At 58.6% G+C, this 11,418-nt stretch carries 14 protein-coding genes and 1 CRISPR repeat array; of the genes, 10 read left to right on the top strand and 4 right to left on the bottom strand.

Annotated features, from left to right (window positions below):
- Positions 1 to 13: 13 nt before the first annotated feature.
- From cas7c to RAH42_RS00120, 9 genes are all read left to right on the top strand, one after another.
- Entirely contained in the window at positions 14 to 880 is an 867-nt protein-coding gene (gene cas7c, locus RAH42_RS00160; RefSeq protein WP_078016924.1) for a type I-C CRISPR-associated protein Cas7/Csd2, read from the top strand.
- 1 nt (position 881) lies between these two features.
- Positions 882 to 1,580: a CRISPR-associated protein Cas4 gene (gene cas4 / locus RAH42_RS00155; protein ID WP_317539718.1), complete on the top strand. Its 699-nt coding sequence runs from the start codon at positions 882 to 884 to the stop codon at positions 1,578 to 1,580.
- On the top strand, positions 1,531 to 2,574 hold the full coding sequence (gene cas1c / locus RAH42_RS00150; protein ID WP_317539717.1) for a type I-C CRISPR-associated endonuclease Cas1c: 1,044 nt from the start codon (positions 1,531 to 1,533) through the stop codon (positions 2,572 to 2,574). Before cas4 ends, cas1c begins: the two co-directional genes overlap by 50 nt.
- Before the next feature lie 9 nt (positions 2,575 to 2,583).
- Positions 2,584 to 2,874, top strand: coding sequence for a CRISPR-associated endonuclease Cas2 (gene cas2 / locus RAH42_RS00145; protein ID WP_009164693.1), 291 nt, complete (start codon positions 2,584 to 2,586; stop codon positions 2,872 to 2,874).
- 225 nt (positions 2,875 to 3,099) lie between these two features.
- A CRISPR array of direct repeats spans positions 3,100 to 4,349; the repeat unit is 33 nt; unit sequence GTCGCGCTCCGCGAGGAGCGCGTGAATTGAAAC.
- 118 nt (positions 4,350 to 4,467) lie between these two features.
- Positions 4,468 to 4,998, top strand: a complete 531-nt coding sequence (locus RAH42_RS00140) for a helix-turn-helix domain-containing protein (protein WP_317539716.1) — start codon at positions 4,468 to 4,470, stop codon at positions 4,996 to 4,998.
- Entirely contained in the window at positions 4,992 to 5,375 is a 384-nt protein-coding gene (locus RAH42_RS00135; RefSeq protein ID WP_317539715.1) for a hypothetical protein, read from the top strand. The genes RAH42_RS00140 and RAH42_RS00135 overlap by 7 nt, the downstream gene beginning before the upstream one ends.
- Positions 5,339 to 5,866, top strand: a complete 528-nt coding sequence (locus tag RAH42_RS00130) for a hypothetical protein (RefSeq protein WP_317539704.1) — start codon at positions 5,339 to 5,341, stop codon at positions 5,864 to 5,866. Before RAH42_RS00135 ends, RAH42_RS00130 begins: the two co-directional genes overlap by 37 nt.
- Before the next feature lie 547 nt (positions 5,867 to 6,413).
- Positions 6,414 to 7,181, top strand: coding sequence for a DUF4428 domain-containing protein (locus RAH42_RS00125; protein ID WP_168170111.1), 768 nt, complete (start codon positions 6,414 to 6,416; stop codon positions 7,179 to 7,181).
- Between the two features lie 40 nt (positions 7,182 to 7,221).
- The gene (locus RAH42_RS00120; protein ID WP_078016968.1) at positions 7,222 to 7,584 is read left to right on the top strand and encodes a zinc ribbon domain-containing protein; all 363 of its coding nucleotides are present in this window, start codon (positions 7,222 to 7,224) and stop codon (positions 7,582 to 7,584) included.
- Positions 7,585 to 7,937: 353 nt separating this feature from the next.
- Here the strand turns inward: RAH42_RS00120 and RAH42_RS00115 are convergent, their stop codons facing one another.
- The 3 genes from RAH42_RS00115 to RAH42_RS00105 are packed head-to-tail and all read right to left on the bottom strand — an operon-like array spanning position 7,938 to position 9,027.
- On the bottom strand, positions 7,938 to 8,060 hold the full coding sequence (locus tag RAH42_RS00115; protein ID WP_317539714.1) for a hypothetical protein: 123 nt from the start codon (positions 8,058 to 8,060) through the stop codon (positions 7,938 to 7,940).
- The gene (locus RAH42_RS00110) at positions 8,057 to 8,710 is read right to left on the bottom strand and encodes a carcinine hydrolase/isopenicillin-N N-acyltransferase family protein (protein ID WP_317539713.1); all 654 of its coding nucleotides are present in this window, start codon (positions 8,708 to 8,710) and stop codon (positions 8,057 to 8,059) included. The genes RAH42_RS00115 and RAH42_RS00110 overlap by 4 nt, the downstream gene beginning before the upstream one ends.
- Positions 8,710 to 9,027 carry a hypothetical protein gene (locus tag RAH42_RS00105; RefSeq protein WP_205948315.1) on the bottom strand — a complete coding sequence of 106 codons (318 nt, stop codon included), beginning with the start codon at positions 9,025 to 9,027 and terminating at the stop codon, positions 8,710 to 8,712. The genes RAH42_RS00110 and RAH42_RS00105 overlap by 1 nt, the downstream gene beginning before the upstream one ends.
- A 293-nt stretch (positions 9,028 to 9,320) precedes the next feature.
- On the opposite strand from RAH42_RS00105, the gene RAH42_RS00100 reads away from it, so the two are divergent.
- Positions 9,321 to 9,806: a D-Ala-D-Ala carboxypeptidase family metallohydrolase gene (locus tag RAH42_RS00100; protein WP_168170112.1), complete on the top strand. Its 486-nt coding sequence runs from the start codon at positions 9,321 to 9,323 to the stop codon at positions 9,804 to 9,806.
- 592 nt (positions 9,807 to 10,398) lie between these two features.
- On the opposite strand, the gene RAH42_RS00095 is transcribed toward RAH42_RS00100, so the two are convergent.
- Positions 10,399 to 11,310, bottom strand: coding sequence for an autotransporter outer membrane beta-barrel domain-containing protein (locus tag RAH42_RS00095; RefSeq protein WP_317540266.1), 912 nt, complete (start codon positions 11,308 to 11,310; stop codon positions 10,399 to 10,401).
- Positions 11,311 to 11,418: the final 108 nt, after the last annotated feature.

The following is an 11,418-nucleotide window of genomic DNA, read 5'->3' as shown; positions in this document are numbered from 1 at the left end:
GGAGGAGATAACGATGTCAGTTTTGCAGAACAAAATCGATTTTGCCGTGATACTATCTGTGAATAATGCCAACCCCAATGGCGATCCGCTGAATGGCAATCGCCCCCGCGAGAATTACGACGGATATGGCGAGATTTCTGACGTCTGTCTGAAACGCAAAATCCGCAACCGCTGGCAGGACCTTGGACAAAGAATTTTCGTTCAGGCGGCTGAACGCACGGACGACGGTTATAACAGTCTGAAAGAACGCGCGGAGAAAGAGTTGAGCGAAGACGACAGGAAAGATCGCGAGCGCTATGCGCGCGAGGCCTGTAAGAAGTGGCTCGATGTAAGAAGTTTCGGGCAGGTGTTCGCCTTCGGCAACAAAAGCGGCGACGAAGAAAAGAGCAAAGGCGTTTCCGTCGGCGTGCGCGGGCCCGTAACCGTTCAATCGGCCATGACCGTTTTGCCGGTTAATATCGACAGCATGCAGATCACGAAAAGCGTCAATGGAGAGCCGACCAAGGACGGTTCCAAATCGCCGGATACCATGGGTATGAAGCACCGTGTCGCACACAGTGTCTATGTTTTCTACGGCAGCATCAACTGTCAGCTGGCCGAAAAGACGGGTTTTTCCGAGGAAGATGCGGAACTGCTTCATAAAGCGCTGATCACGCTCTTTGAAAACGACGCGTCGTCAGCTCGTCCGGACGGCAGCATGGAAGTGAAGCGCGTCTATTGGTGGAAGCACAACTGCAAGACAGGGCAATATAGTTCCGCGCAGGTGCACAGAAGCCTGTCGGTCACGGCTCCTGAGGATGCGACGAGCTGGAAGGAGTACAGAGTCGAAGTGAAACCGCTTGATGGTTTGAACCCAGAGGAATACAGCGCGGTGGAGTGACATGCCTCTCTCCGACGAGTACATTTTGATCTCCGGACTTCAGCATCTGTTGTTCTGTCCGCGCCAGTGGGCGCTGATCCACATCGAGCGGCAGTGGCAGGAAAACATCTTCACGGCGCAGGGCCGCCTGCTTCACGAAAAAGCCCATTCCGACGAGAGCGAGAACCGCCCCGGCCTGCACGTCGCCCGCGGCCTGCCCCTGCGCTGCGAGCGCCTGAAGATCTCCGGCGTGGCCGATGTCGTCGAGTTCCATCAGGACGACGCCGGCGTGCTTCTGCCGGGACAGAAAGGAACATGGCGCCCTTACCCCGTAGAGTACAAACACGGCCGCCCTAAGGCAAAAGACTGCGACCGCATCCAACTCTGCGCTCAGGCCGCCTGCCTCGAAGAAATGCTCGGCTGCCGCATCGAAACAGGCGCCCTCTTTTACGGAACCCCGCGCCGCCGTGAAGAAGTCGCCTTCACGCCTCAGCTTCGCGCCGAGATGGAAAACGCCTGCGTCCAGGCTCATCAACTCCTCGACGCTGGCGTCATCCCGCCGGCTGTGCTTTTGCCCCACTGCAAGAGCTGTTCCATCAGCGACATCTGCCAGCCGAAAATGAGCCGCACCGTGGAAAACTACCTGAAAAAACATATTGAGGAGACACTGCATGAGACACTGCATGAGACACCTGCTGAATACCCTCTACCTCAACATTGATGGCGCCTACGTCGCCCGCGACGGGGAAACCGTCGACATCCGTAGCGAAGGGCGGACTCTGCGCAAATTCCCCATCCACCTGTTCGAAAACATCGTCTGCTTCGGCCGCGTCAGCCTCAGCCCCGGAGCCATGCAACTGTGCGCCGATCACGGCGTCGCCGTCTCCTTCATGAGCGTCTACGGCCGCTTCATCGCCAAACTGACTGCTCCCGTACATGGCAACGTCCTGCTGCGCCGTTTGCAATATCGAAAGGCCGACGATCCCATTCAGTCGGCCCAAATCGCGCGAGCCATCATCGCCGCCAAAATCGCCAACAGCCGTACCGTTCTCCAGCGCGCCGCCCGCGACGGTAAAGAATCAGAACCCTACGAACAGCCGATCAGAAACCTCGCCGTCCAGCTCCAGAAAATCCGCGTCCATGCAAAACCGGATCTCGACACCATCCGCGGAATCGAAGGCGACAGCGCCGGAGAATACTTCAGCTGTTTCGACCACATGATCCTCGGCGAAAAAGAACAATTCTACTTCCACGGCCGAAACCGTCGTCCTCCGACGGACCGAATCAACGCCCTCCTCTCCTTCGGTTATTCATTGCTCGCCTCGGAAATAACCAGCGCCCTCGAAACCGTCGGCCTCGACCCCTGTGTCGGCTTTCTCCACCGCGACCGTCCCGGTCGCCCCAGCCTGGCCCTCGACCTCATGGAAGAACTACGCGCCTACCTCGTCGACCGCTTTGTCCTCAGCCTCGTCAACCTCAGAAAAATCGCTGCCGCCGACTTTACCGTCCGGGAAAACGGAGCCGTTCTCCTCAACGAAACGCCCCGCAAAGAAACCTTCCTGCAAAATTGGCAAAATCGCAAACAAGAAGAAATTACTCACCCCTATTTGCAGGAAAAAATCCCCCTCGGCTTGCTCCCCTACGTCCAGGCGATGCTTCTTGCCCGTTTTCTGCGCGGCGATCTGGACGGTTATCCGCCGTTCTTTCTCAAATGAGGGCTTGCCATGCTCGTAGTCATCGCGTATGACGTCAGCACCGACAGCGCCGGCGGAGCCAAACGCCTGCGCCGCGTCGCCAGGTTGTGCGAGAACCACGGCGCCCGCGTCCAGTTCTCCGTGTTCGAATGCAAACTCGACTGGGCCCAGTGGATTACCCTGAAAGCCCAGCTGATCGCCCAAATCGATCCAGAAGTGGACAGTCTGCGTTTTTACCTCCTCGGCAACAACTGGGAAAAACGAGTGGAACACATAGGCGCGAAGAAAAGTTACAACCCGGAATCGGCACTCATTCTGTAAGCGCGAACCCCAAGCGCGCAAAAATCGGTGATCCGGCAAACGCACGCCCAACCATTCAGCTGTGAAGAAAATTCGTCATACTATTCCCTAGGCCGTCGCGGTTAATGGGAACACGGAAAATCCCTGTAAGATACACTGTGAAAGCCACAAGGAAATAGAGCTTGCGACGAACTTCGCGGGAACGCTTCGAGAAAGCGGGGAAATACCCGTCTCAAAAGTACCACTGTCGCGCTCCGCGAGGAGCGCGTGAATTGAAACAAATGAGTAACCGCACGACCATCTTCGAACAGCTGTCGCGCTCCGCGAGGAGCGCGTGAATTGAAACACCATGGGCGCGGGCATGGTCCTCAACGGCGTTGGTCGCGCTCCGCGAGGAGCGCGTGAATTGAAACTCTGATGCAGCTTCGCGACGTCGCGAAGCTGATCGTCGCGCTCCGCGAGGAGCGCGTGAATTGAAACCGGAGAAAGTCTGAACTTGGTGGTGCTCACGTCCGTCGCGCTCCGCGAGGAGCGCGTGAATTGAAACGAGTGGCTGCAAAAGATGCTTGCGACCTTCACCGCGTCGCGCTCCGCGAGGAGCGCGTGAATTGAAACCGCAGCAAGCGGAACCGATGTTCCGAACGATAGCGTGTCGCGCTCCGCGAGGAGCGCGTGAATTGAAACGCGGAAGCTGAAAAGGAAGGCGGGGAAACGGCATGACGTCGCGCTCCGCGAGGAGCGCGTGAATTGAAACTGCGAGCGCTTGCTGCGCCTGTGCCACGAGGCGTGTCGCGCTCCGCGAGGAGCGCGTGAATTGAAACCGTAGCGGCTGGCGTCAATTTCCAGCTTGTGCCCGTCGCGCTCCGCGAGGAGCGCGTGAATTGAAACCACGGAGGATCGACGAAGACCACATCCGCCCCGTGTCGCGCTCCGCGAGGAGCGCGTGAATTGAAACCGCATGGACGTGAGGCGCCCCTCGGAGATCGCCAGGGTCGCGCTCCGCGAGGAGCGCGTGAATTGAAACTGAGTCTCGACGATATGGACGAAGCGCGCGCCGTGTCGCGCTCCGCGAGGAGCGCGTGAATTGAAACTCGTGAAAAACGTCTTCAGCAGGTAGCTCTTCGGCGAGTCGCGCTCCGCGAGGAGCGCGTGAATTGAAACGACGACGCGGTCCCGCTGCGGGCCGTTGGTCTCGTCGCGCTCCGCGAGGAGCGCGTGAATTGAAACGACTTCGGCGACGCGCCGGGGGTCTCGGCGTTGTGGTCGCGCTCCGCGAGGAGCGCGTGAATTGAAACGTCAGCCGTTCGGCGTCCAGCCCCGGCAAAAAGCGGTCGCGCTCCGCGAGGAGCGCGTGAATTGAAACATCGGCGTCGCACGTGGATAACCTGAAAGATCGGTCGCGCTCCGCGAGGAGCGCGTGAATTGAAACGTCGCTTACGCGCTGAATAACCCTCAAAGCGGCGGTCGCGCTCCGCGAGGAGCGCGTGAATTGAAACATGAATCTTAGCATACAGGAAATTGACTGTCAAGGTCGCGCTCCGCGAGTGTCGTTGTTCAGTGATAAAGTCACCCATAACTGTTCCAAGAAAATGTCACTCTGAGATAATACCGTTCATGAAACAGGAGCGAATGACATTGTCACAAAAGGAACTGGATCGTATCAGGATTATCGGAGCGCTTGTCGACGGACGCATGACGAACAGGGAGGCGGCGGAAAAGCTGGGGCTCTGTCAACGGCAAATCATCAGGATCAAGAAGAGGTTCGTCGCTCAAGGGGCGGCGGGGCTTGTTCACGGCAACCGCGGCAGAACGTCTCGGCGCAGGATCGGAGATGAGGTTCGGGAGTCGGTGCTGAAGGCGTATGAGGAGGTCTATTACGATTTCAACTTCTCTCACTTTGCGGAATGCCTGAACGAACGGGAGGGGATCAGGATCAGCCGTTCGAGTGTCGTCCGCATCCTGAAGGACGAGGGGATCAGGAGCAAGAAGAGTGTGCGGCGACGGCCGAAGCTTCACCGTTCCCGACCGCGGAAGGTGGCCGCGGGGATGTTGTGGCAGACTGACGCCACGTCGTTTGAATGGTTTGGCAGGGGAACGGGCGTGCGACGCTGCACGCTTATATTGACGATGCGACGGGGATGGTGACTGGCGCCTATTTCACTGAGAACGAATGTATGGCGGGCTATGTCGCCGCGCTGGGGATGGGGATCGAGGGGTATGGGCTGCCGATGGCGATTTACAGCGACCGGCATACGATTTTCCGCTCTCCAAAGGCACGGGCGCAGGATGATGAGGATCGGATCGAAGGGAATGAAAGAACTAAAGGGAATGAAAGGAATGAAAGGAATGAAAGGAATGAAGAAAATGAAGGGAATGAGGCGGGGAAGGAGGAGCCGTTAAGTTGTTTCGGACGGGGGCTGAAGGATCTTGGGATCGGGCAGATCTTTGCCTTGACGCCGGAGGCGAAGGGGCGTGTCGAACGTCTTTGGAACACGATGCAGGACAGGCTGCCGGGGAGCTGAGGCTGCTTGGCGTCTCGGATATCACGGCGGCCAACGAGGTTTTGCCCAAGCTCATCGCCAGGCACAATCGGAAGTTTGCCGTCAATCCGGCTGAGGGAGAGGACGTTTATGTGAAGCCGGAAGGAAAAGTCGATTTGGATTTTCTCTTTGCGCGTCGCGAATCTCGCAGGACGGATCACGGCGGCATGATCTCCTACGGAGGTCGTCGGTACGTTCCGGCGGCGGACGATTGCCTCGGGATGGCCCAAACGACGGTTGAGGTGCGTGAAACGTCGACCGGGCGGATCTGGGGTGTTTCCAAGGGCAGACGGATCGAGATGAAGGAGGTTGAAAGTCAAAAACGAGTCGACTCCGATGAGGCATCGGCAAAGAAACGGAAAAGCGGGCTTGTGAAAGCGCACAAGCCCGCTCCGGACCACCCATGGCGGCGTGGCGTCGTCAAAAGGCAGGGATATCATAGCACATGTCGGGATAAATGTACGTTCGCGTAGACGTTGTTATGGCGGCACGATGGGGAGTTCTTTCGAGGTGTCTTGCTGTGATGAGAGTGTGATGGGGTGACTTTTTCAATGAGCAGTTATGGTGACTTTTTTATTGGCTATTGACAGGTCGCGCTCCGCGAGGAGCGCGTGAATTGAAACGCAAGCCCGAGCTTGCGCCGTGCCTGATTCCGGAGGGTCGCGCTCCGCGAGGAGCGCGTGAATTGAAACACTGCGAACGACTGTCGCCGCTGGCGGTCTACAACGCGTCGCGCTCCGTGAGGAGCGCGCGAATTGAAGCAGCAACGACGACGAATGGGCCGACAAAACGCCGCTGTGTCGCACCCTCACGGACGCGCGAATTTAGCTGGGCTGATTTACCAGTTGTGGTTGATTCCTGCTGTTGCGTTCGATCTCGAGCGTCTTTTGCGGATCTTTCGCATTTCACCCGATCGGGCGATGTGGAATGGCGGCGGATAGGGTATAATGCGACTATGAAAGATCGTCCGCGGCGCGAATGTGCGGAGCTTTCAAAACTGGAAGACAAGGGGAGATGGAGATGGGGATGGGACTCTTCGGCAAACTTTTCGAGAAAAAGATCTGTTCCATCTGCGGCGGCGAGATCGGCCTGCTTGGCAATCGCAGGCTGGCGGACGGCAATCTGTGCAAGAAGTGCGCACAGAAGCTTTCGCCATGGTTCGATGAGCGCCGCGAGAGCACGGTGGCGCAGATCGACGAACAGCTTCGGGACCGCGAACGTAACCTCGAGGAACTGCGCGGCTTCTCGAGCTCGCGCGAAGTCGGTAACGGTGGGCGGCTGATGATCGACGAAGCGGGGGGACGCTTCGTCGTGCTCGAAGATGCCGATGACGACCTGCTGGCCGTCAATCCCGACCTCGTCTCTCTGGCGCAGGTCGAGCGCGTCGAGCTGGAGGTTGAGCACATCAGCCACGAGGAGAAGCGCATGATCGACGGCAAGAAGCAGAGTTACGAACCGCCGCGTTTTCTTCATTACTTCGATTTCTGGGAGGTCATCACGACCAGCCACCCATGGGCGAAGCGGATCCGCTTCCGTCTCAACGGTCCTTCGTTGCCGCTGCACGCCGAAGGCATTGCGCGCCGTCAGCCCCATCTCGACGCGTATCACGAGGTAAAAGCGCACATTGAGCTGCCTCCCGCCGGGCTTCTTACCGACCTCGGCCTCAACGCGCCCGTCGCGCTCGATTATCGCACCCGGCAGGAGCTGGACGAGTGCGACCGCTGTTGCGAAATGCACGCGCTGATCCGGTCCTTGCTGGACGCATCGCGGGCGGATCATAAAAACTAAAAGCCAGTTTGGCCGGCATCACTTCAAAGGAGAGATGAGAATGGCAATTTACTGCACATCCTGCGGAAAGAAGTTCGAAAACGACGAGCAGCACTTTTGCCCCTACTGCGGTGCGACCCGTCCCGTCGAACAGCCCAAGCCCGTCGTGAAGACGCCTCTGCAGACCGATCCCAAGCGCGTGCGCGTTGACGAAGCCGCCGCGGTCGTGGCGCCGAAAAAGGACACAGCGCCGCGGAAGAGCCGCTTCTGGTTCTGGCTGGCTGTCGTTGTCGTTGCCGTGGCCGCGGTGGGCTACTTCTTCCCCGCAAGCCGAGTCCCCTTCCAGCGCCTCTTCGCCGGCGAACCTTTCAGCGTCGTTTTCGACGACACCGTCAAGCAGATTGCGGCGCTCTTCGGCCGATAGAGGAAATCAGTCCGCCGCGGCGCCGGGAAAAACAGAAACGTCGAGCGGCGGTGTTCCGCGTGGAACGCCGCCGCTGCGAAGAATCTGCCGACCTTCCGAAAACGCAGGGCGGAGCGAACGATACCCGTTCGCTCCGCCCTGCGTTCGTTTTCAGGCACGGATAAAGAAGCCCTTCATAATCCTTCGTACTAATTCTTGATAGAAAGTATTAACATAGTTTTCTGGGCGCCGCGGGGAATTCAGTCGCTCAGAAGGAGCTCGACTGCTGCGCAGCTCGCTTTGTGAATCTCTCCCCGCAGCGCTCTTGCGTTCGGCTTTTTAAGTAAGAAATAATATCAGGCTCCGTCGGCAGGTTATTGGAGTTCGTTTGTCTTCAGACTGTAGGTGTGTACGGTCTGCCAGTCGCGGCGGATCGCGATCTCGGCGGTCAACTGCGTGTTGTTGTAAAGGACGGACCACTGCGTGTTGCTGGTCACGTCCCCTCTTTGGGAGCCTGCGAGGCGTCGATGAGGGCTTTCCAGGCGATCTGCGGCGTGACGTTGTTCTCGTGCTCGGTAAGGATCTTCTCGATGGTGTCGTAGCGCTCGCGGCCGCGTCCGAATACGCCGTTCTTCTGATAGGGCAGCACTTTGTCCTTGTAGAGCGCGTAAAAATTCGTGATGGCGCGCATGGGCGTGGCGACAAGCGGACGCTTTTCGTCGAGACAGTCGAACTCGACGACGCGGCCGTCGCCGGCGGCATCGGTGATGTAGAAATGATAATCGCGTCCGCTGGTGGCGAACATGTCGTAAGCTTCCAGCAGCTTGACCGCCTCGGCGGTGCTGGCCGCCTTGTCGAGCACGAGGCGAATGGCCAGCGTGGTGGCGATGACAGGCTTGCCGGTGTGCTGGCGCGTCGGCGGGCTGTCGAGCGTCAGCACTGCGATGGAGACGCCCTTTTCGTTGACGCCGTCGAGACAGACGAAGGGAGCGGCCAGGCATGAGAGTTTGGCTTTGAGGCTTTGATCGGGAGCATTGGCCATGAGGTTGTCAAGCGCGGCGAAAGCGACCGATTTGTAGCCGTCTTTCAGCGTTGCGTAGACCAGCATCGCCGAAGTGTTGTTTTTGAAATCGTAGTTTCGCCCCATCAGCGCGTCGCCGTCGGCGCTCTTGACGCTGAAAGCGCATTCGGCGCCTTGAGGCGCAGCGGCAGGAAAGGAAGCGCTTCCGACATCGTAGCGTCGACGATCGATTGGTCGTCGGCGATGCCGGACGCGATGACATCGTCGAGACGGTAGTCGTACGCGACGTTCATACGGTAGAGATTGTAGCCGGAGTCGTAAGAAGTGATGCGCCGGATCGACGCGACCGTCTTCAGCCGTGTGCCGTAAACGCCTCCGGCGACGCCGGCGAGCACAACGACGAGTGCCGCCCCTATCAGTAGCTGCCTTTTGAGTCCTTTCATCCTGATTCCCCCTTGGTCATATTTGATTTCCCACCGCGCGCCACGCCACCGTAAAAACGGCTTGCACGGCGGCTCTGTATTATTTGAAAGTGATGATACCTGATGATGGCGAAAAAATCAACGCAAGAAATCCGTTCCCCCGCCTTTCATCTCCGGGCTTTCGCCGCGTTTTGCCTTGTGCGGCACTGTCGGTTCGCGTCGTTTTGATCGATCTGTTTGTATTTATATCGTTCGAAATGCACTCTTTTATATTGCCCTCGTGCGAGGACTTCACGCGGAAGGAGGTGATCGTGATGGAGGTGTGGAAGCTGCTGGTCGCTCTGGCGGCGCTCGTGGTCCCGCTTTTGACGGGAGAATCGGGCGGCACGCCGGGGCGCCGCCCGAAGGCGACAGCGGAAGCGAGCCGCATGCTGCCGGCTCTGGCGGAACTGGACGCCCGCCAGATGGAATCGCTGTGCTGCCGCTGCTGTGGCGCGGCAGGCATGGACGCCGTTTTTTTGAAGAAGCTGGCAGAGCTTCAGGCGAGCTGGAAAAAGCGCCTGACCTTTACCAGCGGGCGGCGCTGCCCCCGCCATAACGCCCGCGTCGGCGGCGTGCCGCATAGCCGGCATCTGACCGGCCAGGCGGCCGACGTGGCGATCGGCGCCCGCGAACAAGCGCGTTTCTGCGCGCTGGCGCGGCGGCTTGGTTTTCGTTCCGTGCTGCCGGATCCGCGGCGGAATTATGTACATCTGTCGCTGGAGGCGCTGCGGGAATTTTCTGCAAAAAGAGAAAGATGATTCGTCGTATCTGCCAAGACATAAAAACATTTTTCAGGCCAAGAGCAACTCCCCGAAAAATGGCGCCGGCGCGGTTTTTGACGACGCGCCGAACAACCCGCTCGAGGCGGAAGTGACCGAGCGCGCCACCGCGGTTTTGCTGAACACCGAGTAAATCGAAAACAAGAGCGGCCTCCCACGTCCCACGGGACGCCGCCATGAAAAAAAGAGGCGGCGGAAAGTTTTTCTTTCCGCGCGGAGTGAAATAAATGCCCGACGCTAACATGTCAACCGTTAGCGCCGGGCATTTTTGTCATGTGACGGGAGGAGTCCCGAGGCGCGGCGGAAACGGCGAAGGACTCGCGGTTCTTGATCCAATCAAAGATCCCCATACTATTTCTCAATTAAAATGCCGAATACAGAGGCGCTGCGGGGGAGATTCATAAAGCGAGCTGCGCAGACCGTACAGCGGTCGAAATAGTCCTGAGCGACTGAACTCCCCCGCAGCGCCCGGGAAACTATGTTAATACTTTCTATCAAGAATTAGTATCAGTGCTTCACGGGTCTTGGAAAACGATGCCCGTCGTCTGTTTTTCAGCCGGGAAGCGAAAAACTAAAACTGCCACTTCCCCGTCAGAGCGGCACCGAAGCTGTGCTGGTGGGAACTCAGCGTGCCGCTTAGTTTGACGCCCAGCGAAAACCATTTTTTCTGAGCTTCGAGGTTTAAAGAGGCGCGGAAACTGTTCTCGTCGGCCATCGCCGTGTTGAAATCCACTGCGCCTGCGCCGCCCGATATGCGGCGCAGCTTGGTGCGGAAGTCCACATCGCCGGCCGCGCGCACGTAAGCCAGCTCGAGCGACGGTCTGAGCGACCAGCCCGTCGGCGTATGCGCGGCATCCCAGTCCAAATGCAGCCCGAGAGGAAATGTCCATTGGCTGAATGAGCCGCTGCCCGTGTCGATCAGGGGACGAGCCGCTATCGAGACAGTAAAGGCGTCCTCGCCGTAATGGGCGTAGTTGACGCCGAGAAATGGCGTAACCTTGAGACTGCCTGTACGATGCAGCCCCAAAAACGACCCCTTCAGCCCCGCCGTGAAAATGCGCGCCTTCACCGCGTCGGACTGAAAAGGAATGCCGCGCACCGAACCGCGCAGATTGCCGTCCAGCCAGTGATGCGACAGGCTGGCCGTGACGTTCCACGTGCCCAGCCGCGTGCCGAAAAACGTACCGAAGCCGGCGACGTTGCCCTCCGCGCTGCTGCCCGTCAGCCTGCCTTTCCCTTGAGCGTCGTACCTGCCGAGGTTGAGAACGGCCCCCAGCAGACCTGCGGGAGTGAGCTTGCTGTAGCCCAACGTGACGCCATAGAGTTTGGTGTCGGAGTCCCAAGTTCCAGCGTTTGAGTGGAAGCCGTCGATGCTGTTCTTATAATAGAAAGGAGTCAGCCAGATGCCGTTGGGCTTCAACCCAGCGCGCGCCTCTGCATGCCTCGGGGCTTCCTCCGTTCCGCATGCCGGCAGACAGAACATGACGACTGACAGGATCGCAAATACCGCTTTTCTCAATTGGACGATCTCCTTTTTGGGTCACCCAGACCCGACATAGGTGCCTCTGCTGCCGAAGCGTGCTTGCAGGAT

It is taken from the genome of Pyramidobacter sp. YE332 (assembly GCF_033060595.1).
In the GTDB taxonomy this organism is placed as follows: domain Bacteria; phylum Synergistota; class Synergistia; order Synergistales; family Dethiosulfovibrionaceae; genus Pyramidobacter.
Note: the sequence above shows the minus strand (reverse complement) of the source record. Positions and strands in the feature narration are given on the sequence as shown.